Source organism: Pseudogemmobacter sp. W21_MBD1_M6, assembly GCF_052119585.1.
GTDB lineage: Bacteria > Pseudomonadota > Alphaproteobacteria > Rhodobacterales > Rhodobacteraceae > JBGQOJ01.
This window is the reverse complement of the sequence record NZ_JBGQOJ010000001.1, coordinates 475,510-496,029: the sequence shown is the minus strand read 5'-3', so window position 1 is coordinate 496,029 and position 20,520 is coordinate 475,510. Positions and strand designations below refer to the sequence as shown.

Annotated in this window: 27 protein-coding genes; 17 read left to right on the top strand and 10 right to left on the bottom strand. The window is 61.3% G+C overall.

Translation table 11 applies throughout. The features are described from left to right. Positions 1-2: 2 nt before the first annotated feature. Genes cbiB through ACEN2R_RS02345 form a run of 3 tightly spaced genes read right to left on the bottom strand, consistent with a single transcriptional unit; the run spans position 3 to position 2,220 of the window. Entirely contained in the window at positions 3-917 is a 915-nt protein-coding gene (gene cbiB, locus ACEN2R_RS02355) for an adenosylcobinamide-phosphate synthase CbiB (protein ID WP_442038817.1), read from the bottom strand. Then, positions 914-1,855, bottom strand: a complete 942-nt coding sequence (locus tag ACEN2R_RS02350) for a threonine-phosphate decarboxylase (RefSeq protein WP_442038815.1) — start codon at positions 1,853-1,855, stop codon at positions 914-916. The genes cbiB and ACEN2R_RS02350 overlap by 4 nt, the downstream gene beginning before the upstream one ends. Next, complete coding sequence (locus tag ACEN2R_RS02345; RefSeq protein ID WP_442038813.1) at positions 1,852-2,220, bottom strand: DUF1636 family protein; 369 nt, start codon at positions 2,218-2,220, stop codon at positions 1,852-1,854. Before ACEN2R_RS02345 ends, ACEN2R_RS02350 begins: the two co-directional genes overlap by 4 nt. A gap of 196 nt (positions 2,221-2,416) precedes the next feature. Between ACEN2R_RS02345 and ACEN2R_RS02340 the strand changes: the two genes are divergently transcribed. After that, positions 2,417-2,779 (top strand): hypothetical protein, encoded by a 363-nt coding sequence (locus ACEN2R_RS02340; RefSeq protein WP_442038811.1) that lies wholly within the window; start codon positions 2,417-2,419, stop codon positions 2,777-2,779. On the opposite strand, the gene ACEN2R_RS02335 is transcribed toward ACEN2R_RS02340, so the two are convergent. After that, entirely contained in the window at positions 2,776-3,750 is a 975-nt protein-coding gene (locus ACEN2R_RS02335) for a glutathione S-transferase family protein (protein ID WP_442038809.1), read from the bottom strand. The genes ACEN2R_RS02340 and ACEN2R_RS02335 overlap by 4 nt on opposite strands. A gap of 313 nt (positions 3,751-4,063) precedes the next feature. Here ACEN2R_RS02335 and ACEN2R_RS02330 point away from each other — a divergent pair, with 313 nt between their 5' ends. The 9 genes from ACEN2R_RS02330 (at position 4,064) to ACEN2R_RS02290 (ending at position 12,065) form a co-directional block, all read left to right on the top strand. Beyond that, positions 4,064-4,297 (top strand): DUF6732 family protein, encoded by a 234-nt coding sequence (locus tag ACEN2R_RS02330; protein ID WP_442038807.1) that lies wholly within the window; start codon positions 4,064-4,066, stop codon positions 4,295-4,297. Positions 4,298-4,315: 18 nt separating this feature from the next. Next, on the top strand, positions 4,316-5,452 hold the full coding sequence (locus tag ACEN2R_RS02325) for a sirohydrochlorin chelatase (RefSeq protein WP_442039465.1): 1,137 nt from the start codon (positions 4,316-4,318) through the stop codon (positions 5,450-5,452). Beyond that, complete coding sequence (locus ACEN2R_RS02320; RefSeq protein WP_442038805.1) at positions 5,452-6,090, top strand: precorrin-8X methylmutase; 639 nt, start codon at positions 5,452-5,454, stop codon at positions 6,088-6,090. The genes ACEN2R_RS02325 and ACEN2R_RS02320 overlap by 1 nt, the downstream gene beginning before the upstream one ends. Then, positions 6,087-7,286, top strand: a complete 1,200-nt coding sequence (gene cbiE, locus ACEN2R_RS02315) for a precorrin-6y C5,15-methyltransferase (decarboxylating) subunit CbiE (protein ID WP_442038803.1) — start codon at positions 6,087-6,089, stop codon at positions 7,284-7,286. The genes ACEN2R_RS02320 and cbiE overlap by 4 nt, the downstream gene beginning before the upstream one ends. Next, a complete protein-coding gene (gene cobI, locus ACEN2R_RS02310; RefSeq protein ID WP_442038801.1) occupies positions 7,283-7,984 on the top strand; it encodes a precorrin-2 C(20)-methyltransferase in 702 nt (233 codons plus the stop codon). Before cbiE ends, cobI begins: the two co-directional genes overlap by 4 nt. After that, positions 7,975-9,777, top strand: coding sequence for a precorrin-3B C(17)-methyltransferase (cobJ, locus tag ACEN2R_RS02305; protein ID WP_442038799.1), 1,803 nt, complete (start codon positions 7,975-7,977; stop codon positions 9,775-9,777). The genes cobI and cobJ overlap by 10 nt, the downstream gene beginning before the upstream one ends. Continuing rightward, positions 9,774-10,544 (top strand): precorrin-4 C(11)-methyltransferase, encoded by a 771-nt coding sequence (gene cobM, locus ACEN2R_RS02300; protein ID WP_442038797.1) that lies wholly within the window; start codon positions 9,774-9,776, stop codon positions 10,542-10,544. Before cobJ ends, cobM begins: the two co-directional genes overlap by 4 nt. A gap of 95 nt (positions 10,545-10,639) precedes the next feature. Beyond that, on the top strand, positions 10,640-10,987 hold the full coding sequence (locus tag ACEN2R_RS02295; protein ID WP_442038795.1) for a hypothetical protein: 348 nt from the start codon (positions 10,640-10,642) through the stop codon (positions 10,985-10,987). Positions 10,988-11,081: 94 nt separating this feature from the next. After that, on the top strand, positions 11,082-12,065 hold the full coding sequence (locus tag ACEN2R_RS02290; RefSeq protein WP_442038793.1) for a fatty acid desaturase: 984 nt from the start codon (positions 11,082-11,084) through the stop codon (positions 12,063-12,065). Positions 12,066-12,074: 9 nt separating this feature from the next. On the opposite strand, the gene ACEN2R_RS02285 is transcribed toward ACEN2R_RS02290, so the two are convergent. After that, a complete protein-coding gene (locus ACEN2R_RS02285; protein ID WP_442038791.1) occupies positions 12,075-12,614 on the bottom strand; it encodes a L,D-transpeptidase family protein in 540 nt (179 codons plus the stop codon). A gap of 3 nt (positions 12,615-12,617) precedes the next feature. Beyond that, on the bottom strand, positions 12,618-13,817 hold the full coding sequence (locus ACEN2R_RS02280) for a MalY/PatB family protein (RefSeq protein WP_442038789.1): 1,200 nt from the start codon (positions 13,815-13,817) through the stop codon (positions 12,618-12,620). 96 nt (positions 13,818-13,913) lie between these two features. Between ACEN2R_RS02280 and def (ACEN2R_RS02275) the strand changes: the two genes are divergently transcribed. Genes def (ACEN2R_RS02275) through ACEN2R_RS02255 form a run of 5 tightly spaced genes read left to right on the top strand, consistent with a single transcriptional unit; the run spans position 13,914 to position 16,574 of the window. Beyond that, positions 13,914-14,435, top strand: coding sequence for a peptide deformylase (gene def / locus ACEN2R_RS02275; RefSeq protein WP_442038787.1), 522 nt, complete (start codon positions 13,914-13,916; stop codon positions 14,433-14,435). Continuing rightward, on the top strand, positions 14,432-14,890 hold the full coding sequence (gene def, locus ACEN2R_RS02270; RefSeq protein WP_442038785.1) for a peptide deformylase: 459 nt from the start codon (positions 14,432-14,434) through the stop codon (positions 14,888-14,890). The genes def (ACEN2R_RS02275) and def (ACEN2R_RS02270) overlap by 4 nt, the downstream gene beginning before the upstream one ends. Further along, a complete protein-coding gene (def, locus tag ACEN2R_RS02265; RefSeq protein WP_442038783.1) occupies positions 14,887-15,378 on the top strand; it encodes a peptide deformylase in 492 nt (163 codons plus the stop codon). The genes def (ACEN2R_RS02270) and def (ACEN2R_RS02265) overlap by 4 nt, the downstream gene beginning before the upstream one ends. Continuing rightward, positions 15,378-16,283, top strand: coding sequence for a methionyl-tRNA formyltransferase (gene fmt / locus ACEN2R_RS02260; RefSeq protein ID WP_442038781.1), 906 nt, complete (start codon positions 15,378-15,380; stop codon positions 16,281-16,283). Before def (ACEN2R_RS02265) ends, fmt begins: the two co-directional genes overlap by 1 nt. Positions 16,284-16,334: 51 nt before the next feature. Then, complete coding sequence (locus ACEN2R_RS02255) at positions 16,335-16,574, top strand: GlsB/YeaQ/YmgE family stress response membrane protein (protein WP_442038779.1); 240 nt, start codon at positions 16,335-16,337, stop codon at positions 16,572-16,574. Here ACEN2R_RS02255 and ACEN2R_RS02250 read toward each other — a convergent pair. The 4 genes from ACEN2R_RS02250 to ACEN2R_RS02235 form a co-directional block, all read right to left on the bottom strand. Next, the gene (locus ACEN2R_RS02250) at positions 16,571-17,194 is read right to left on the bottom strand and encodes a trimeric intracellular cation channel family protein (RefSeq protein ID WP_442038777.1); all 624 of its coding nucleotides are present in this window, start codon (positions 17,192-17,194) and stop codon (positions 16,571-16,573) included. The genes ACEN2R_RS02255 and ACEN2R_RS02250 overlap by 4 nt on opposite strands. After that, on the bottom strand, positions 17,191-17,667 hold the full coding sequence (gene rnhA, locus ACEN2R_RS02245; protein WP_442038775.1) for a ribonuclease HI: 477 nt from the start codon (positions 17,665-17,667) through the stop codon (positions 17,191-17,193). Before rnhA ends, ACEN2R_RS02250 begins: the two co-directional genes overlap by 4 nt. 34 nt (positions 17,668-17,701) lie before the next feature. Continuing rightward, positions 17,702-18,652 carry a 4-hydroxy-3-methylbut-2-enyl diphosphate reductase gene (gene ispH / locus ACEN2R_RS02240; RefSeq protein ID WP_442038773.1) on the bottom strand — a complete coding sequence of 317 codons (951 nt, stop codon included), beginning with the start codon at positions 18,650-18,652 and terminating at the stop codon, positions 17,702-17,704. 145 nt (positions 18,653-18,797) lie between these two features. Further along, positions 18,798-19,364, bottom strand: a complete 567-nt coding sequence (locus ACEN2R_RS02235; protein ID WP_442038771.1) for a LabA-like NYN domain-containing protein — start codon at positions 19,362-19,364, stop codon at positions 18,798-18,800. 99 nt (positions 19,365-19,463) lie between these two features. On the opposite strand from ACEN2R_RS02235, the gene folK reads away from it, so the two are divergent. Then, a complete protein-coding gene (gene folK, locus ACEN2R_RS02230; protein ID WP_442038769.1) occupies positions 19,464-20,072 on the top strand; it encodes a 2-amino-4-hydroxy-6-hydroxymethyldihydropteridine diphosphokinase in 609 nt (202 codons plus the stop codon). A 94-nt stretch (positions 20,073-20,166) separates the two neighbouring features. Continuing rightward, positions 20,167-20,520 carry a DNA-directed RNA polymerase subunit omega gene (gene rpoZ, locus ACEN2R_RS02225; RefSeq protein ID WP_442038767.1) on the top strand — a complete coding sequence of 118 codons (354 nt, stop codon included), beginning with the start codon at positions 20,167-20,169 and terminating at the stop codon, positions 20,518-20,520.

Below are 20,520 nucleotides of genomic sequence, written 5' to 3'. Positions count from 1 at the left end.
GGTCAGAACAGCATTGTGATGACGAGTGCCGCAACGATGGCGGCCCAACTGCGCCAGAGCGTGCGGACCGCGGCGTCGATATCGTCGGGCCCTGCAGTGTGGCGGCCTTCGGGGTGGACGAAGGCGAAGGTTTGCAGCCTGCCCTCGTAGCTGCGCGGACCGGCGAGGGCCAGGTTCAGGATGATGGCCATTGCGGCCTCGGGCCAGCCCGCATTGGGAGAGCGGTGAAGCGGCGCATCCCGGCGGATCAGGGGGGCTGCGTCGAACCGGCCATGGACCAGTGCGAACAACCCCGCTGTCAGGCGGGCGGGCACCCAGTTGAGAAGGTCGTCAAATCGGGCGGCGGCCCAGCCAAAGTCACGGTGGCGGGGGGTGAGGTAGCCGATCATGCTGTCGGCTGTGTTGGTGATTTTGTAGACCAGAAGCCCCGGAAGACCCAGCAGCAGGAACCAGAAGACCGGCGCGACAAGGCCGTCCGAGAAATTCTCGGCGGCGCTTTCGATGGCGGCGCGGGCGACGCCGGTCTCGTCCATCACGGCCACATCCCGCCCGACGATCCGCGCAACCGCAGTGCGCCCCGAGGGAAGGGACAGGCGCAGGGCGTCGGCCACGGCCGCGACATGCTGGCACAGGCTTTTCTGGGCGAAAAGGATTGCGGCAAGAACCGCCTCAATCAGCCCTGCGCCGGGCAACATGGTAATGAGCGTTCCGAGCGACCATGCGCCGATGACAAGGGTGGCCATCGTCAGCGCCCCCTTCAGCTTTTTGTGCGACCCAGTGTTCAGGGTGCGGTCGGTCCAGCCGATCAGTCGGCCCATCAGGACGGCGGGGTGCGGCAGGCGTGACCAAAGCCAGTCAGGCTCTCCCAGAAGGGCATCAAGGATCAGTGCCAGAAGCAGGATTTGCAGAAGCGTCACAGGGCATTTTCCAGTTTCGACCATTGGTCGGGGGCGGGCAGGCCAAGACGCACCCATGTGCTCGAATAGGGAAAAATGCGCGACCAGAGGTGCGATGTGGCAAGTTGCGTCTGCACTGCTTTGGCGTCGGGTGTGTCGTAGAGGCGGAACAGGGTGGTTCCACCCAAGGGCGTGGCCCCTTTGGACTGCATCAGGTCATCAAGGCGGCGGCTGTCGGTTTTCAGCCTGTCGCGCGCCGCACTGGCCCAATCTGTGTCGCGCAGTGCGGCGGTGCCGATTGTCAGGGCAGGGCCCGACACGGGCCAGGGCCCGACCATATCGTGTAGATGCCGGATCAGGATCGGGTCGCCAATCACGAAGCCAAGGCGCAGGCCCGCCAGCCCCCAGAACTTGCCGAAGCTTTTCAGCACGAGGGTATTCGGGCGGGTCGAAAGGTGGATCAGGCTGGCCTGCGGCGCCACGTCGCAAAAACTTTCGTCGATGATAGTCAGGGCGTCATCGGGCAGCATCGCGGCTGTCCAGAGGCGGCCATCGGGGTTGTTCGGATGGACCGCGACGCGGGCAGAGGCGCGCGCGGAACCCACCTGCCACCCGGCCGCGACGAATGCGGCGGCGTGTTCGTTATAGGTTGGCCCCGGAATGTCGACGGTGCCTGCCGGGGCAAGGCGCGGGATCAGCGCGATCGGGCCGGAGGCACCGGCCATGGCAAGAACGGCGGCCCCGTCGGGAATGGTCCAGAAGGCGCGCGCGGCCTGTTCCAGCGCGGCCATAGCGCCTTTATCGGGCAGGGCGGTCCATGAGTCGGCGGGCAGGTCCGGCACCGGATAGGGCACCGGGTTGATGCCGGTGGACAGATCTGTCCAACGGTCGCGGCTGCCGCCGAACCGGGTAACGGCGGCATCAAGCCCGCCGCCATGATCGCGCGATAGGGATATCATTCGTCGGTCGGCAGCGGCGGGTGGCGGGTGACAAAATGCCCCTTCACCCCTTGCGGCCATGTGCGGTAGGGCACCTGACCTGTTTCGCTTTGCGCATGCAGGGCGGCATAGTCGACAATGGCCTGAGCGGTGTCTGCGTCGGGGGTGAAATCGCCAAGGGTATAGTTCAGCTTGCCCTGCGCCTGCACTGCCACGTTGCAGCCGCGTGTGCACCCCATCAGGCAAGACACGCGGCGGGTTTTGACGGTATCGCCTGCGCGCGCCTCGATCAGGGCGGCCAGCGCCTCGCCGTCGGTCTGCTGCATGCCGGTCGTTTCCCAGCCCTCGCGCTTGCAGGTGTCGCAGATTGTGATCCAGGTGGTCATGGGTGCCCTCGTGCTTTCGGACCGTATCAAGCGGATTCTGGCGAGAAAGGCAACAGAGCCGGAAAATATGAAGACGGGTTAGGGATTTGTTAACACCTTGTTAGGTAGTGTTACTGAAAATACGGCGACAAAAAACGACGACAAAAACGGCGGGAACGGTGTGTCGGTCTGAAAGTTCTGACATGCGGAGAGTCAAATGCGAGTTTTAATTGCGGAAAGCGACCCTGCATTGGGGTGGCTGTGGAAACGCCATTTGGAAAGAGGCGGGTCGCAGGTTACCCTTGTCACGCAAGAGGACGAAGCGATTGACGCTTTGGCCAGCGCCGAGGTCGACATCATCATTCTTGATCTGGTGATCGAGGGCGGCAGCGCCTTTGCGGTGGCCGATTTTGCCGCCTATCGCTGTCCGCTGGCCAAGGTGATCTTTGTGACCAACACGACATTCTTTTCCGACGGGTCGATCTTTCAGCACATCAGCAACGCCTGCGCCTATCTGCCGACGCGAACGCCGCCAGAGGATCTGGCGGCGATGGTCGAGCATTATGGTACCCATGGTTAACCGCGATTGTGCGGTGCATCCCAATCCAGAATCGGGTTGATCGGGATAATCCTGTTCGGATTGATCGTATCGTGGCTGTAGTGATAGTGGCGCACGATATGGTCAAGGTTGACTGTCTCTGCGACGCCTTGCCATTGAAATAGTTCGCGCGTGTAGGCCCAAAGGTTCGGGTAGTCTATGATCCGGCGGCGGTTGCATTTGAAATGCAGATGATAGACGGAATCGAACCTTGCAAGGGTTGTGAACAACCGCCAGTCCGCCTCTGTTATCCTGTCGCCCAATAGGTAGCGGCGCGTTGAAAGACGCTGTTCCAGCCAGTCCAGACTGTCGAAAAGGGCGATGACCGCTTCGTCATAGGCCCCTTGCGTTGTGGCGAATCCCGCCTTGTAGACGCCGTTGTTGACCGTGCTGTAGATGCGGCTGTTGACCGGCTCGATTGCGTCGCGCAGATCTTCGGGCCAATAATCGTCGGTGTTGCCGGTCAACTCGTCGAAGGCCGAATTGAACATGCGGATGATTTCGGCAGATTCGTTGGAAACGATCGTCTCGCGCTGTTTGTCCCAGAGGATCGGAACGGTTACCCGACCGGATACGTCCGGCTTTGCCTTGATGTAGATGTCGCGGGCGAAGGGCAGACCGTAAAGTGTGTCGCCGGTTGCGCCCGCATAGCTGTCATCGAAGGTCCAGCCATCGCCAAGCATGTCGGGGTGCACGACGGATACGGTGATGTGATCGGTCAACCCCTTCAGGGCGCGAAAGATCAGGGTGCGATGGGCCCAGGGGCAGGCATAGGACACATAAAGGTGATAGCGTCCGCTTTGCGCCGCAAATCCGCCTTCGCCGCTTGGGCCCGCGCTTCCGTCTTTGGTAACCCAGTTCCGAAACGCAGCGGTCGATCGGACGAATTTACCACCCGATGATTTCGTGTCGTACCATGCGTCATCCCAGACGCCGTTTATCAACTGGCCCATACGTGCCTCCTTTTTCGGTTAGTGAAGACCTAAGCCTGTGCAACCTTGCATAAAACCCCGATGGGCGCGCAGGGTGCTTGACATTTATGCACAGTCGGGCGGGATCAAGCAGGGGTCGCAATCAACCGCTGGTCCGCCGCGAATCCGTTTGCACGCTTTGGGCGGGGTGCCTATACCGACAGCAGACGAAGCCCCGAAGGGCCGAAGAGGTGGTTGCACACGATCGACCCAAAACGGGGATCACGTGCAGCGTCGTCAAAGGATGCGTGCCTTTCCCTCTTGCGCCTTCGGGACGGATGAAAGGACGTAGACGATGAAAACCCTGATTTCCATGATCGCGCTGATGCTGGCGGGCTCCGCCCATGCGCACACCGGTCATATCGCCGAGGTGGCCGGCCATAACCATTGGATCGCCGGTGTCGCGATTGGTGCCGCCGCCGGAATTGCCCTTTGGCAGACCCTGAAAGGCAAGCGCAGACGCGAAGAGGCCGAGGCCGAGGCCGAGGGCGATACGTCCGCCGCAGATGACAAGCCGCAGGAGGCATAAGTGACCAAAATTGGTGTGATGATTTGCGGACATGGGTCCCGCAGCCAGGCGGCTGTGGACGAATTTTCGGTTCTTGCGGAAAAGCTGCCCGCCTTTCTGCCGCCCGATTGGCCCTGCGAATACGGGTATCTGGAATTTGCCAACCCCGTGATCCGCGATGGTCTGGACAAGCTGCGTGCGCAGGGTTGTGACAAGATCCTTGCCGTGCCCGGTATGCTGTTCGCCGCGATGCACGCCAAGAACGACATTCCCACCGTGCTGAATACCTATGCCGCCAAGCATGGGATCGAGGTCAGCTATGGCCGCGAGCTGGGCGTTGACCCAAAGATGATCGCAGCCGCCGGCGCCCGCGTGCAAGAGGCGCTGGACCGCGCCAATGCCGAAATGGGCCATATCCCGAACGAAGAGATCTGCCTTGTGGTCATCGGGCGCGGCGCATCCGATCCCGATGCCAATGGCAATGTGTCCAAGATTGCGCGGATGATTCAGGAAGGCATGGGGTTTGGCTGGTGCGAGGTCGGATATTCCGGCGTGACCTTTCCCCTGGTCGAACCGTGCCTGGAGCATGTGAGCAGGCTGGGATACAAACGCATTGTCGTGTTCCCCTACTTCCTGTTCACCGGCATCCTGATCGACCGGATCTATGGATTTACCGACAAGGTGGCCGCACAGCATCCCGAGTTGCAATTCGTGAAGGCCGGGTATCTGAACGACCACGATCAGGTGCTTGCAACCTTTGCCGAACGGATCACCGAACAGGTCGGAGAGATTCCGCCACCCAACTGCGCGATGTGCAAATACCGGACGCAAGTGTTGGGGTTCGAGGCAGAGGTCGGCGCGGTTCAGGAAAGCCATCATCACCATGTCGAAGGGCAGGGAGCCAATGCGCCGGGCTCCAACGTGGCGGATTGTGTGCTGTGCGACACCTTCTGCACGGGGGAGTGTCGGCTGGAGGTGGCAGAGCATCATCACCATGAGCACGATCACGGTCACGAACATCACAATGGGCATTCACATGATCACCACGACCACAGCCACGACCACAGCCACAGCCACGACCATGACCACGGGCATTCCCATGACCATGTTCACGCCGTCTATCCGCACGCCAAGCATCCGCATGGACCGGAAAGCGCACGCAGCAAGAAATCCTGATGCGCCCCTATGAGCGTGATCCGGCGGCAATCTACGCGGCCAGTTTCGCAACGGTGCGGGCAGAGGCAAATCTGGACCGTTTCGATGCGGGGATGCAGTCTGTCGCGATCCGTTTGATCCATGCCTGCGGCATGGTCGAGGTGGCCGACCGTCTGGCCTATTCGCCCGATGCCTATGCGGCGGGGCATGCGGCCTTGCTGTCCGGCGCGCCGGTTCTGTGCGATTGCGAAATGGTCGGCGCAGGGATCATCCGCCGCTATTTACCAGCGGGCAACGAGGTGATCGTGACGCTGAACGACGCAAGCGTGCCGGACCGTGCCAAGGCCATCGGCAACACCCGGTCGGCGGCCGCGGTCGAACTATGGGCGGAGAAGCTGGAGGGGGCCGTTGTGGCCATCGGCAACGCCCCCACCGCGCTGTTTCATTTGCTGGAACTGATCGACGCGGGTGCGCCCCGGCCCGCGATCATCCTTGGCTTTCCTGTGGGGTTCGTCGGGGCCGCCGAAAGCAAGGCAGAGTTGGTCGCCAACCCGCGCGGCTGTAATTTTGTTGCCCTTCGCGGGCGTCGGGGCGGGTCGGCGATTGCCTCTGCTGCGGTGAACGCGCTTGCCGCTGGCCTACCGGAGATCACCCAATGACCGCATGGCTTCATATCGTTGGCATCGGCGAAGACGGGATGGACGGGCTGACGCCCGCAACCCGCGCCGTTGTCGAGGCGGCAGAGGTAATCGTCGGCGGTGACAGGCACCACAGGCTGTCGGACAATCTGACGGCAGAGCGTATCGCCTGGCCGTCCCCCTTTGATGCGCTGGTCGAGACGCTGAAGGGACTTAAGGGCAAGCGGGTTGTTGTGCTGGCCACCGGTGACCCGCTTTGGTTTTCGGTCGGTGCGCGGATCGGTCGGGCGATGCCCGCCGACGATATCGTGTTTCATCCACAGCTTTCGGCGTTTCAACTGGCTGCTGCCCGCATGGGATGGTCGCTGCCCGATGTCGAGACGCTGACTGTGCATGGTCGTCCGGTCGAGCAGATGATCGCCTTTATCCAACCCGATCAAAACTTGCTTATTTTGACGACGGGTGCGGAAACACCAGCGCAAATAGCCCAGTTTTTGACGCAGCGCGGGTTCGGGCAAAGCCGGATGACGGTTCTGGCGGCGATGGGTGGCAAGGACGAGGCGCGGTTCGACGGCGTAGCTGCGACATGGGATCACGTTGTGCCGGCCTTCAATACCTTGGCCGTGGAATGCGTGGCGGCACCCGATGCGGCGCTGCTGCCGCGCGTGCCGGGATTGTCCGACGATTTGTTCCAGCATGACGGCACAATGACCAAGCAAGAGGTCCGCGCGGCGACGCTTGCCAAGCTGATGCCGATGCGGGGGGCATTGTTGTGGGATATCGGATGCGGCTGCGGCTCTGTCGCGGTCGAATGGATGCGCGCGGCGCGATATGCCCGCGCGATCGGGATCGAACCCCGCGCCGACCGCCGCCTGATGGCCGCCGCCAATGCGATGGCGTTGGGCGCGCCCAAGCTGGAATTGATTGACGGCACTGTGCCCGCAGCACTGCAAGGCTTGCCCGCGCCCGATGCAATCTTTATCGGCGGCGGGCTAAGCCACGAGACGTTTGCCGCCGCATGGTCCGCATTGCGCCCGCTTGGCCGGTTGGTGGCCAATGCGGTGACGCTGGAAAGCGAGGCGGTGCTGTTGGAGCTGTACAAAACCCACGGCGGGCAGCTTGTGAAGCTTCAGGTCAACCGTGCCGAACCTGTCGGGCCGCTGACCGGATGGCGCCCCCTGATGCCGGTCACGCAATGGAGCCTTGTAAAGCGATGAAGGGCACATTGTATGGCGTCGGTCTGGGTCCGGGCGACCCGGATCTGTTGACGCTGAAAGCACACCGGCTGATCACGCGGGCCAAGGTGATCGCCTATCCGTCCCTTGCCGGCGGCGACAGTTTTGCGCGGTCTATCGCGGCGGCGTTTATCCCTGCGGATGCCCACGAGATTGTCATGGAGGTGCCGATGACCGTGGCCCGCGCGCCTGCGCAGGCGGCCTATGATATCGGCGCGGCCAAGATCGCATTGGAACTGGACGCGGGGCGCGATGTTGTGTGCCTGTGTGAGGGAGACCCGTTTTTTTACGGCTCTTTTATGTATCTGTTTGCGCGGCTGTCTGACCGGTTCAAGGTCGAGGTCGTGCCCGGCGTGACATCCATGACCGCCTGTGCGGCGGCGCAGGGCATGCCGTTGGCGGCGCGCAACGAGGTGCTGACGGTGATCCCCGGCCCCCTGGCCGAAGACGCGCTGCGCGACCGCATCAAAGGCGCCGACAGCATCGTGATCATGAAAGTCGGGCGCCATCTTGCGAAAATCCGCAGCGTTCTGGACGACCTGAACCTGACGCAACACGCCGCCTATATCGAACGGGCGACCTTGCCGAACGAGGTGCGCCTGCCACTGGCGGATGCGCCCGCAAAGGCCCCGTATTTTTCAATGATACTTGTGACAAAAGGGGCCGATCCGTGGCTGTAAAACCCGTTGTATTATGCCTGTCCCGCTCGGGCGAGGCCGTGGCCCACCGCGTGGCGAAATTGCTGGGTGCCGAGGTGCATGGCCGTGACGGGCGCGTGGATCAGGCCGACGCGTTCTTCCCCGACGCGCTGGAGTATACGCGCACGCTGTTTGCAAGCGGCACACCGGTGATCGGCGTCTGCGCGGCGGGCATCCTGATCCGTGCCGTCGCCCCGATCCTGTCGGACAAGCGGGCAGAGCCGCCGGTTGTTGCCGTCAGCGACGACGGGTCCGTTATTGTGCCGCTGCTGGGGGGGCATCGCGGCGCGAACCGTCTGGCCCGGCAGATTGCCGAAACCCTGGGCGGCAAGGCCGCTGTGACGACGGCGGGCGATGTGGCGATGGGCGTCGCACTGGACGAGCCGCCTGTGGGATACCGGCTGGCCAATCCGCTGGACGCCAAGGCTGTGATGGCCGCGCTGTTGGGCGGGGCCAGGGCCAAGGTGCGTGGTGAGGCGATCTTTGATCTGGCGTCTGACGATGCCGGTGCGGTGGAGTTGAACGTGACCGAAGCGCCTTTGGCCGGGTCCGAAACCTGCCTTGTCTATCACCCGCAGCGTTTTGCGCTTGGGGTTGGGTGTGCGCGGAACGCCGATCCAGAGGAACTGTGGTCGCTGGTGCAAACCACTTTGGCACAGGCGGGCATTGGCGGGGGCGCGATTGCGTCGGTCAATTCGATTGACCTGAAAGGCGACGAGCCTGCGATGAACGAGGTCGCGCGCCGACTTGGCGTGCCCTTGCGGCTGTTCACGGCGGCAGAGCTGGAGACCGAGGCCGGACGCCTTGCCAATCCGTCGGATGTGGTTTTTGCAGAGGTCGGGTGCCATGGTGTGTCCGAAGGGGCGGCGCTGGCGGCGGCGGGCAAGGCCGCAACGCTGGTCGTGCCCAAGGCCAAAACCGCCAACACGACCTGCGCCATTGCGCGGGCCCCGGACCCGATCACCGATCATGCGGGCCGGTCGCGCGGGCGGCTGTCCGTGATTGGCATTGGCCCCGGTCAGGCCGCGTGGCGCACACCAGAGGCAAGCCGGTTGATCGCCGAGGCCGAGGAACTGGTTGGGTACGGTCTTTACATTGATCTGCTCGGGCCGTTGGCCTCTGGCAAGGCGCGTTCCGATTTTCCGCTGGGCGGCGAGGAAGATCGCTGCCGCTATGCGTTGGAACAGGCGGGCAAGGGCAGGAATGTTGCGTTGATCTGTTCCGGCGACGCAGGGATTTACGCCATGGGCGCGCTGGTGTTCGAATTGCTGGACCGCAGCGCCGAACAACTGGGGGTGTCAGACGCGGCGCGACGTGTCGACGTGGTCTGCTCGCCCGGTGTGTCGGCCTTGCAAGGGGCGGCGGCGCGGGCTGGCGCACCTTTGGGGCATGATTTCTGCGCCATCTCGCTTAGCGATCTGTTGACCCCGCGCGAGGATATCATCAAGCGCCTGAACGCCGCCGCGCAGGGTGATTTTGTCATCGCCTTTTATAACCCCGTGTCCCTGCGTCGCCGCACGCTTCTGGCGGAAGCACGCGAGATCCTGTTGCAGCATCGCCCGGCGGATACACCTGTGATGCTGGCCTCCAGTCTTGGGCGACCAGAGGAGCACATCCGCTATCGCAAGTTATCAGAGCTGGAGGTGGACGAGGTGGACATGCTGACGGTGGTTCTTGTTGGTTCCTCGAACTCCAGACTGGCGCAGTTGGGCGAAGGCCCGCGCATGTATACGCCGCGCGGATATGCGCGAAAGATTGATGGAGATCTGGCATGACGGTTTTCTTTATCGGCGCAGGCCCCGGCGACCCCGAACTGGTGACCGTCAAGGCGCAGCGCGTGATCGGCGAATGCCCTGTGTGTTTATACGCCGGATCGTTGGTGCCAGCCGAGGTGGTCGCAAACGCGCCACAGGGCGCCCGCGTGATGGATACGGCGTCCATGACGCTGGACGACACCCATGCCGAAATTCTGGCGGCGCATAAGCTGGGACAGAACGTGGCGCGGGTTCATTCGGGTGATCCATCTTTGTATGGCGCGATCGCAGAGCAGATCCGGCGCCTGAAGGCAGACGGGATCGACTATCAGATCATTCCGGGCGTGCCCGCCTATGCGGCTGCCGCGGCGGCGCTGGGGCAGGAGCTGACCATTCCAGAGATCGCCCAGTCGATCGTGCTGACGCGGGTCTCGATGAAATCGACGTCTATGCCGGAACATGAAACGCTGGAAAACTTTGCCCGCACCCGCGCGACGCTTGCCATTCACCTTGGTATCCGCAACCTGCGCGAGATCGAGCGTGTGCTGACACCGCATTACGGGGCAGACTGCCCTGTGGTTGTGGCCTACCGCGTTGGCTGGCCCGACCAGATGTTTCTGCGGGGGACTTTGGCAGACATCCACGCAAAGGTCCGGGCGGAAAAGATCACGCGCACGGCGCTGATTCTTGTTGGTCCGGCGCTTGCCGAGGGCCATGATTTCAAGGATAGCGCGCTGTATGATCCTGCAAAACCCCATGTGCTGCGGCCCAAAGTGGTAGAAAAATAAGGGTTTCAAGGGTATATTTCGTTCTGTTTCAAAACCTTAACTTGACGGAAATGAATGGTAGTCCATCCTGTTGGTGCAGTGGGGAGGCTGCGAGCATGACAGATTTTCTACCTAAAGAGGTGCGAGAGGGGCTGGAACAGGCCCGCAAGATTGACCTGAACCGTAAGGCGCGGCTGCGTGTCCATGTCGGAGACGAGATTTATCCGGTGCGCCGCATGTGGGCGACGGGGTTCGCGCTGGATTCAAGTGATGCGCCACATTTGCGCGGTCTGGTGGATATCTACGATTCCGCGCGCCATGTGTACCAGTGCCTGATTGTCGCCTCGTCCGAGGAGGCAGGCGAGATGAGCTATGAGTTCAAGCGCAGAACCGCCGCAGTCGATTCCGCGCCGGTTGATTTTTTCCGTGATGAGAATGCGCCGGTCGCACTGATCGGGCACTAAGGGCCGGGGTTTTGGCGAAGGGCATGACGGGTTCCGTTTTGCGGGATTGCCCGGTCGGGTTAGCCTTTTGATGAACCTGAACAAGGGGCTGGACATGGAAGCACATTTTTCCAGACGCAGACTTTTGACGCCGGACGAATTGCGGGTTCTGACCGCGCGGCCCGATCTTCGCGGCGGATTGCAGATGGGCAGTCACCTGGGGGCGATTGCCATTGCCGCAGGTGCACATTGGTATGTGACGGGCACCTGGATGGTGCTGCTGACGGGATTTGTGCTGGGGGTTCTGGTAAACTTTCTTTACGCGGCGCAGCATGAACTCAGCCACGCGACCGTGTTCAGAACCCGAAAGCCGAACGAGGTTTTCGGGCGGATCATCGGGTTCATCATGATCTTTCCGCGCGACTGCGATCAGGTCATGCATTTCGCGCATCATCAATACACGCAGGATTGGGAACGGGACGGCGAACTGGTGCGAGAGCCTTATACGCTGGCCAGCTATCTGCTGTGGCTGTTCGGCGTCACCTATTGGCGCAACCGGGTGTTTGGCGTGGTTCGGCGCGCGCGCGGCATCATTCTGGAACCGTTCATCAAGCCGGGCGAAGAGACCAGGATCATCCGCGAAAGCCGTTGGCATCTGGCGGGATACGGCGCGATTGTCTTGGTGTCGGTCCTCACCGGGTCATGGGCCGCGCTGACCTTCTGGATCATCCCGATGGTTCTGACGAAACCTGTCCATCAGTTGCAGAACACCATCGAGCATCTGGGGTTGAGCCACGAGGCGGATATTCTGGAGAATACCCGATCTACCCGCACAAATGCGGTGATGCGCTGGCTGTGCTGGCAGATGCCATACCATACGGCGCATCATACATTTCCGGCGGTGCCGTTCTGGAAACTGCGCGACCTGAACGCAAAGATCGAGCAGATCGCGGGAACCGTTCACCGCATGGGGTGGATCGAATTCCAGATAGAGGTGATCCGTAGGCTGCGCGCCAAGAATGAAAGCGCGTATCCGATGGACGAGGTCTGGATCGTGCCGCTGTCGGGCGGGCGGGTGGCGCGGGTTTCGGCAGAATAGGGGGTCAGGCTAGGGCCTGATCTCGACCGGCGTGCCGATCGGGGTGACGCGCCAAAGCTCTTCTATTTCGGCGTTGGACAAGGCGATGCATCCCGCCGTCCAATCGCGCCGCAGGGTCATCGACGCGGGAAAACCGTTCGGCTGGCCGTGAAAGAAGATGTCGCCGCCGGGATCGAAGCCACCCGCACGGGCGCGGGCAATATCGGCCGCTTCGGGATAGTTGATGCCCAGCGACAGGTGATAGCGGCTTGCCCCGTTGCGGCGGTTGACGGCGAACCGGCCTTCTGGCGTTTTGCCGTCGCCCTGACGGGTCTTGTCGCCTTCAGGCGTGAACCCAAGGGCGACATCATAGATGCGCACCGCATCCTGCCCGCGATAAAGCGTCATCCGGCGGGCGGATTTCTCGACGACGATCCGGTCGATCGGGTCTGTCAGACGGACCAACGGGGTAACAGGCGGGGCGTGACGGTTGTAAAGGACAAGGCCCGCCATTGCCGTAATCGCCAGAAGCGACAGTAGGCTGAACAGGCGGGCCAGATATTTCAGCATGACCTACTGAAGGTCGCCAAAGGCCTTTTGCATCCGCTCTACCGCATCGACAACAACGGAACGGGCGCAGGCGATATTGAACCGCAAGTAGGTCTCGCCGCCTTTGCCGAACGTGGGCCCATGGTTCACTGCGATCTTTGCGTCCTGCTCTACCCGGCGAAGATACTCGTCCGGCGACATGCCTGTGCCTTCGAAATCGACCCATGCCAGATAGGTCGATTCCAGGTCCATCGACGCAAGGCCGGGGATGACATTGATGCCCTCGTCAAAGATCCGGCGGTTGCCGTCAAGATACATCACCAGTTCGTCTACCCATTCCGCGCCTTCGGGGGAATAGGCCGCGGTGGCCATGATCAGACCGAAGGAGTTGGCGGAAATCCCGAAGGCGGCCATTTTGACCGCAAAGGGTGCGCGCAGATCGGGGTCTTGGATGATGACATTGCCGGTGTGGCCGCCCGCGATATTAAAGGTCTTTGTGGTGGCGGTCATCACCACAAGGCGGTCCGTGATCGAAGGATCAACCAGCGCCATCGTCGTGTGTTTGTGGCCCGGCATCACAAGGTCATGATGGATTTCGTCCGACACCAGAACAAGGTCGTGCCGTTTGCAGAAATCGGCGACGCCTTGCAGTTCGGCCTTTGACCAGACGCGCCCGCCGGGGTTGTGTGGCGAACACAGGATCACCAGTTTTTCGCGCCCCGTCATCCGCGCATCATAGGCGTCGAAATCCATTTCATAGCGCCCGTCGTTCTGCGCCAGTGGGCATTCCACCACCTCGCGCCCTGCGGCCTTAATCACGCGGGCAAAGGCATGGTAGACGGGGGTGAACAGCACGACCCCGTCACCCGGTGCGGTGAAGGTTTCGACACACATGGACGTCCCATTGACCAGGCCATGGGTTGTAAAGATCCAGGCGGGGTCGATGTGCCAGCCATGGCGGTTCTTCATCCACCACTGGATTGCGGCGTTATAGTCGCCATAGTCACCGAAGTATCCATAGACCCCGTGATCGACCATAGCCTGCACCGCATCCTGCACGCATTGCGGCGGGCGGAAATCCATATCTGCGACCCACATGGCAATGCCGTCCACCGGCGAGACGCCATAGTTCTTTTCCATGGTGTCCCATTTGGAACTATGGGTGCCTTTGCGGTCGATGATGGTGTCGAATATCGACGGTGTCACAGCGGTATCCAGCGTCATAAGTTCAATCTCCGTGATTTGTGCCCAAGCTAGCCGACCAGATTTTGGGTGCAAGGGTGATTGCACCAAAGTGAATCATCGCCTAAATCGGATGGCATGAGCGTTAGACCGATCCTGATCCATCCCGACCCGCGGCTGAAAAAGCGCGCTGACACTGTTATACAGGTCACAGACGAGGTGCGTCTGCAGGCCGCCGATATGCTGGACACCATGTATGACGCGCCCGGTATCGGGTTGGCGGCGCCTCAAATCGGCGTGATGAACCGCGTGATCGTCATGGATTGCGTCAAGAAAGAGGGCGAGGCCCCGCGCCCGATGGTGTTGCTGAACCCCGAAGTGGTGTGGAGTTCGGACGAGACAAGCATCTATGATGAAGGGTGCCTGTCGATCCCCGAACAATACGGCGAGGTAGAGCGGCCCGCCGTTGTCACCGTGCGCTGGATGGACCTCGATGGCGGGGCGCAGGAAGAGACCTTTGAAGAACTTTGGGCGACATGTGTGCAGCATGAAATCGACCACCTGAACGGCAAGCTGTTCATTGATTACCTCAAGCCGCTGCGCCGCCAGATGATTACCCGTAAAATGGTAAAGCTGAAGCGCGAAATGGCGCGCACTTGATCTGGCCGATCCTTTCCCTGCCGGACCCTGTTCTGCGCGAGGTCTGCGCGCCCGTTCTGGTGTTCAGCGCCGATCTGCGCAGTTTGGCGGGCGACATGCTGGATACGATGTATGATGCGCCGGGGCGCGGTCTTGCCGCGCCGCAGATCGGTGTGCGCCGCCGGGTTTTCGTGATGGACACCGATTGGAAAGACGGCGCGCCGAACCCGATGGTATTTGTGAACCCCGAGATTGTCGGCCGGTCCGGTGCGTTGAAAACCTTCGAGGAAGGCTGTCTGTCGATCCCCGGTCGCAAGGTCATGGTAGAGCGTCCGGCAGAAGTGACGTTGCGCTGGTATGATCTGGATGGGACAATGCAAAAACAGTGGTTCGACGGCTTTCCTGCCGCCTGCGTGCAGCACGAGCTTGACCATCTGGACGGGCGTCTGTGCATAGATTATCCGGTGCCGGAATGATCCGTCCCTTTGTGTCATACCCCGACAAGCGGCTGAAAACCGTGGCCGCCCCTGTGGATGCGGTGACCGACGATATCCGTGCGATCTGGGCCGATATGATCGAGACGATGGATGCGATGCCGGGCGTCGGGCTGGCGGCGGTGCAGATCGGGGTGATGCAGCGTCTGGCGGTTGTGGATTGCTCCGATAAACGCGGGCAGGCGGTTAAAATGGCAAACCCCGAGGTTCTGCATGCCAGCGCTGTGATGAGAGAGCATGACGAGGCAAGCCCGAATTTGCCCGGTTTCTCTGCTGTCATCTCTCGTCCTCGGGCGGTGACGGTGCGGTTTCTGAACGAGACGGGCGAGGTCGAGGACCGGGATTTTGTCGGACTTTGGGCGACCAGCGTCCAGCACCAGATCGACCATTTGAACGGCCGGATGTATTTCGACAACCTGTCCAAAACGCGGCGCGACATGTTCCTGCGCAAAGCAAGGAAGCTGCGCTGATGCGGGTTGTTTTCATGGGCACGCCGGAGTTTTCGGTGCCGGTTCTGGATGCGCTGGTCGATGCCGGTCACGAGGTTTGTGCGGTGTATTGCCAGCCCCCCCGTCCTGCGGGCCGTGGCAAAAAGGATCGGCCCGGTCCGGTGCAGGCCCGCGCCGAAGCGCTGGGATTGCCGGTGCGTTATCCTGTCAGTCTGAAAACACCCGCAGCGCAGGCGGAATTTGCTGCGTTGGGCGCGGATATCGCCGTTGTGGTGGCTTATGGTCTGATCCTGCCGCAGGCGGTTCTGGACGCGCCGAAGCGCGGATGCCTGAATATCCATGCCAGCCTTTTGCCCCGCTGGCGTGGTGCCGCGCCCATTCACCGGGCGATTATGGCGGGGGATTTGCAAACCGGCGTCTGCATCATGCAGATGGAGGCAGGGTTGGACACAGGGCCGGTTCTGCTGCGCCAGGCTGTCGACATCGGTCGGGAAGAAACGACCGCGCAGTTGCACGACAGGCTGTCGGCGCTGGGCGCGGATCTGATCGTTCAGGCGTTGGCGCGGCTGGACGAGTTGACGCCAGAGCCACAGTCGCAAGACGGCGTGACCTATGCCCATAAGATCGACAAGGCCGAGGCGCGCGTCGACTGGACCCGACCGGCGGTCGAGGTTGACCGGCTTATTCGCGGTCTCTCGCCCTTTCCGGGGGCATGGTGCATGGCGGGCGGAGAGCGGCTAAAGCTGCTGGCAAGCCGCCCGTGCGACGGCGAAGGTGCGGCGGGCGAAGTTTTGGGCGGGCTGGTGATTGCCTGCGGTCAGGGCGCGGTCGAGGTGACGCTGGCGCAGCGCGAAGGCAAACGCCCGATGGAACAGTCCGAATTCCTGCGCGGGTTCGACCTGCCGAAAGGCACGCGACTGACCTAGTAGTTTGCGCCTTGGCGCTTATGTTGAAGGGTGAAACGCCAGGAGGATGCCATGCCGGTTCTATTGCTGATCATCATAGGAACGGCCGCCGGTTTCATCGCCACGCGCCTGATGAAGCTGGAAACGGATGTCATCACCACAATGGCTATCGGCATTTTCGGTGCCTTGATCGGCGGGCTGATCCTGCGTGTTCTGATGGTTCTGACAGGTTGGCTGGGTGGTTTTGTCGGTGCGGTTCTGGGGGCAATGTTGTTGATCTGGCTGTATCGGACCTATGTGAAAAAGCGTTAGGCGCGGGGCGGGCGGCCCTTGTAAACCGGCAGGCTCCACCCGAACATCAGGCTTCCGGCGCGCAGGGCAAAGGTCACGCCAGCGCAGACCAGCAGGGCGGTCACAGTGTCATGCATGATATAAAGCGCGGCAAGGGCCGCCAGCGCACCGGCGAAGGCGGCGGTCAGATACAGCTCGCCCTGTTTCAGGACCAGGGGCACCTCGTTGCAGACAACGTCCCGCAACAGCCCGCCGAAGCATCCCGTCGCCATCCCCATGATCACGACAATCGCCCAGGGTTGCCCCATGCCAAGCGCGACGCCGACGCCGGCGGGAACCGCAACGGCCAGCGCGAAGGCATCCAGCCATAAAAGCGTGCGATAACGGGATTCAAGCAGATGCGCGGTGAAAAACACCAGAACTGCGGCGACCGAGGCGGTTAGGATCACTTCTGGCTGGGCGACCCAGAACACGGTGTCGCGGTTCAGGATCACGTCGCGCACGGTGCCGCCGCCCACGGCGGTCAGGCAGGCGACAAAGATAAAGCCGACAAGATCAAGCTGCGACCGGCTGGCGACCAATGCACCAGACAGGGCAAAGACAAAAACCGACACAAGGTCAAGGACGTAGACCGGCGTCATGCGCCGTTGGCCCGCGACGGCTTTGGCTTGAAGGGGGCCATGCCAGCGCGGGCCAGCTCATCCGCCTTTTCGTTTTCGGGGTGCCCCGCGTGCCCCTTGACCCATGTCCACGTCACCTGATGGCGTTTCTGCGCCTCGTCCAGTCTGCGCCAGAGATCCTCGTTTTTGACAGGGGCCCGCGAGGCGGTTTTCCAGCCGTTTTTCTTCCAACCGAACAGCCACTGGGTGATGCCACCTTTGACATAGGCGCTGTCGGTGATGACGGTCAGGGTGCTGGGGCGTTCCAGCGCCTCCAGCGCGTTGATCGCGGCCAGCAGTTCCATCCGGTTGTTGGTGGTGTCGGGCTCGCCGCCAGAAAGCTCGCGGGTTTTGACGACCTTGTCACCGTCTTTGGCGATCAGCAGCGCACCCCAGCCGCCGGGGCCGGGATTGCCAGAGCAGGCACCGTCTGTGTAGGCGTAAAGGTCAGGCATCAAGGGTCACCATGCAACGATAAAGGGATGCGCGTCATGCAGGGTCGCGCAGGACGCGCGGCACCTTGAACTCGACGTTCTCGACGGCGGTTTCCACGTGTTCAACGGTTACGTCATAACGGGCGCGGAAGGCGTCTACCACCTCGGTGATCAGCACATCGGGGGCAGAGGCCCCTGCCGTGATGCCGATTGACGTTATGCCGTCAAGCGCACGCCAGTCGATGTCATGGGCGCGTTGCACCAGTTGCGAATAGGTGCAGCCCGCGCGGGTGCCGACCTCTACCAGACGTTTCGAGTTGGACGAATTCGGCGCGCCGATCACCAGCATGGCGGGGGTCTTGGCGGCCATCGCCTTGACCGCTTCTTGCCGGTTTGTGGTGGCGTAACAGATGTCTTCCTTGTGCGGGCCGACGATATTGGGGAACCGGTCCTGCAAGGCCGCGACCACCTCGGCGGTATCATCGACGGACAGGGTTGTCTGGGTGATGAAGGCAAGGCGATCGGGGTCGCGGGGGGCCAGACGGGCGACATCGGCGGCGGTTTCCACCAACAAAACCTCTCCCTTGGGCAACTGGCCCATGGTGCCGACGGTTTCAGGGTGGCCCTGATGGCCGATCATCACCATTTGCAGGCCGTTCTGGTGGTGCCGCTCTGCCTCTATGTGGACCTTGCTGACAAGGGGGCAGGTGGCATCGACGTAAATCATCTCGCGCCGCGCGGCCTCTGCCGGAACCGCCTTTGGTACGCCGTGGGCGGAAAAGATCACCGGCCGGTCCAGCGGGCAGTCGTCCAGCTCCTCGACAAAGACCGCGCCTTTTTCGCGCAGGCCGTCGACGACGAACTTGTTGTGCACGATCTCGTGGCGGACATAGACGGGTGCCCCCCATTTCACGATCGCCATTTCGACGATCTTGATCGCGCGGTCGACGCCGGCGCAAAAACCGCGGGGCGCGGCGAGGTAGAGGGTAAGGGCAGGTTTTGTCACGGGGCATCCACTGTGGTTTGTGCCAAGGGTTTAACGCGGGTCGCGGCGTATGGTCCATGACATAGTGCAGTGGGCGGAGATTTTCACTGGCGGCGGCATGCCCGTTACCAAAAGGGCCCCGAAACCGGAGCCCTTGGTCGTCAGATCAATCAGCGTTGCTTGACGTGTCATCCTCGCGTGGTTCACGCGGAGGGCGGCCGATGACGTCTTTCAGTTCGTCCAGTTCGATGAAGTTGTCGCATTGGCGACGCAGTTCGTCCGCAATCATCGGGGGTTGGCTGCGAATGGTCGACACGACCGAAACGCGAACACCCTGACGTTGCAGGCTTTCGACCAGCGGGCGGAAATCCCCATCGCCCGAAAACAGAACAACGTGATCGACATGCGGCGCCAGTTCCATGGCGTCCACTGTCAGCTCGATGTCCATATTGCCTTTGACCTTACGGCGGCCCTGGCTGTCGGTGTATTCTTTGGCGGGCTTGGTTACCATGGAAAAACCGTTGTAGTGCAGCCAGTCAACCAAAGGGCGGATCGGAGAGTATTCGTCGTTTTCCAGCAAAGCGGTATAGTAGAACGCCCGCAGCAACTTGCCACGACGCATGAATTCCGACCGCAGGCGTTTATAGTCGATGTCAAACCCAAGCGCCTTTGCGGAAGCGTAAAGGTTGGAGCCATCAATGAACAGCGCAAGCCGTTCGTCCTTGTAAAACATTAAAAATCCTTTCAAAAAGTCAGTCTTGTCAAACATGATCCGGAGTGGGCGGCATGAAAAAAATGACGAGACCGGGTAGAGGAGTGTGAGCGTACCGCTATGTTGCAGGACGGCAAGGAAAAGTTAACCTGTTCAAAAGGCCAAGTCACCTTTCCAAAAGTATGGGTCGCGATGGGTGGTAACACAACTTCTGACGTCGGTGGACCCGAAAAGACGATAGCCGCCGCACTGGAGCAAATGCAAACTGATTCGTTTTTTCTTGTATCAACAAGCAAATACTATCGAAATCCGTGTTTTCCGAAAGGTGCCGGACCAGATTATGTAAATGCGGTGGCGGGTTTCCGCACAAGCATGAGCCCGCAGGAGGTTTTGGCGCATCTGCACCGGGTCGAGGCGGCATTCGGGCGTGAACGTGTGCAGCGCTGGGGGATGCGGACACTGGATCTGGATCTGCTTGCCTATGACGATGCTGTGTTGCCTGACCTCGCAACCTACCAGATGTGGCAAAATCTGGCGCTTGAGATTCAGAAAACCGACGCGCCGGATCAATTGATTCTACCGCATCCGCGCCTGCACGAGCGTGCCTTTGTGCTTGTGCCGTTCCTTGATGTCGCGCCGGATTGGGTTCATCCTGTGTTGAACCGCACGGTTGCGCAACTGGCTGCGGCACTTCCGGCAGAGGACATTGCCGAAGTTGTTCCGCTTTGATCTGCGCAAGGCTGTGGGATTCTGGCCTTGTCAATAAGGACTCGAGGCCCTAAATAGGCGCTTCCACACCTCCCTATCCGGATTGGAGAGCCCTATGGCCCGCGTGACGGTTGAAGATTGCGTTGATAAAGTCCCGAACCGCTTTGAGCTGGTAATGCTTGCGGCACATCGTGCCCGCGAGATTACGGCAGGCTCGGCCGTGACGGTCGACCGCGACAACGACAAGAACCCTGTTGTCTCGCTGCGCGAGATTGCAGACGAAACCCAGCTTGCCGATGATCTGCGAGAGCGGATGATCGAAAGCCACCAGACCCAGATCGAGGTTGACCTGCCGGAAGATGATTCCATGGCCCTGCTTATGGGTGCGGAATCCGATCGGCCCGCCGACGACGATATGTCAGAAGAAAAACTTCTCCGGGCGCTTATGGAAGCCCAGGAGCAGAAATAA

Bases quoted from the DNA above. Each gene is read 5' to 3' on its own strand.
- ACEN2R_RS02345 (WP_442038813.1), bottom strand. From the start codon at position 2,220: ATGACCACCTGGATCACAATCTGCGACACCTGCAAGCGCGAGGGCTGG.
- ACEN2R_RS02320 (WP_442038805.1), top strand. From the start codon at position 5,452: ATGCGCCCCTATGAGCGTGATCCGGCGGCAATCTACGCGGCCAGTTTC.
- rnhA (WP_442038775.1), bottom strand. From the start codon at position 17,667: ATGCCTGACCTTTACGCCTACACAGACGGTGCCTGCTCTGGCAATCCC.
- ACEN2R_RS02295 (WP_442038795.1), top strand. From the start codon at position 10,640: ATGACAGATTTTCTACCTAAAGAGGTGCGAGAGGGGCTGGAACAGGCC.
- ACEN2R_RS02250 (WP_442038777.1), bottom strand. From the start codon at position 17,194: ATGACGCCGGTCTACGTCCTTGACCTTGTGTCGGTTTTTGTCTTTGCC.
- ACEN2R_RS02325 (WP_442039465.1), top strand. From the start codon at position 4,316: ATGATTTGCGGACATGGGTCCCGCAGCCAGGCGGCTGTGGACGAATTT.
- cobM (WP_442038797.1), top strand. From the start codon at position 9,774: ATGACGGTTTTCTTTATCGGCGCAGGCCCCGGCGACCCCGAACTGGTG.
- ACEN2R_RS02235 (WP_442038771.1), bottom strand. From the start codon at position 19,364: ATGTTTTACAAGGACGAACGGCTTGCGCTGTTCATTGATGGCTCCAAC.
- ACEN2R_RS02255 (WP_442038779.1), top strand. From the start codon at position 16,335: ATGCCGGTTCTATTGCTGATCATCATAGGAACGGCCGCCGGTTTCATC.
- ACEN2R_RS02280 (WP_442038789.1), bottom strand. From the start codon at position 13,817: ATGACGCTGGATACCGCTGTGACACCGTCGATATTCGACACCATCATC.
- fmt (WP_442038781.1), top strand. From the start codon at position 15,378: ATGCGGGTTGTTTTCATGGGCACGCCGGAGTTTTCGGTGCCGGTTCTG.
- ACEN2R_RS02340 (WP_442038811.1), top strand. From the start codon at position 2,417: ATGCGAGTTTTAATTGCGGAAAGCGACCCTGCATTGGGGTGGCTGTGG.
- def (WP_442038787.1), top strand. From the start codon at position 13,914: ATGAGCGTTAGACCGATCCTGATCCATCCCGACCCGCGGCTGAAAAAG.
- ACEN2R_RS02285 (WP_442038791.1), bottom strand. From the start codon at position 12,614: ATGCTGAAATATCTGGCCCGCCTGTTCAGCCTACTGTCGCTTCTGGCG.
- ACEN2R_RS02330 (WP_442038807.1), top strand. From the start codon at position 4,064: ATGAAAACCCTGATTTCCATGATCGCGCTGATGCTGGCGGGCTCCGCC.
- rpoZ (WP_442038767.1), top strand. From the start codon at position 20,167: ATGGCCCGCGTGACGGTTGAAGATTGCGTTGATAAAGTCCCGAACCGC.
- cobI (WP_442038801.1), top strand. From the start codon at position 7,283: ATGAAGGGCACATTGTATGGCGTCGGTCTGGGTCCGGGCGACCCGGAT.
- ACEN2R_RS02335 (WP_442038809.1), bottom strand. From the start codon at position 3,750: ATGGGCCAGTTGATAAACGGCGTCTGGGATGACGCATGGTACGACACG.
- cbiE (WP_442038803.1), top strand. From the start codon at position 6,087: ATGACCGCATGGCTTCATATCGTTGGCATCGGCGAAGACGGGATGGAC.
- ACEN2R_RS02350 (WP_442038815.1), bottom strand. From the start codon at position 1,855: ATGATATCCCTATCGCGCGATCATGGCGGCGGGCTTGATGCCGCCGTT.
- ACEN2R_RS02290 (WP_442038793.1), top strand. From the start codon at position 11,082: ATGGAAGCACATTTTTCCAGACGCAGACTTTTGACGCCGGACGAATTG.
- def (WP_442038783.1), top strand. From the start codon at position 14,887: ATGATCCGTCCCTTTGTGTCATACCCCGACAAGCGGCTGAAAACCGTG.
- folK (WP_442038769.1), top strand. From the start codon at position 19,464: ATGTTGCAGGACGGCAAGGAAAAGTTAACCTGTTCAAAAGGCCAAGTC.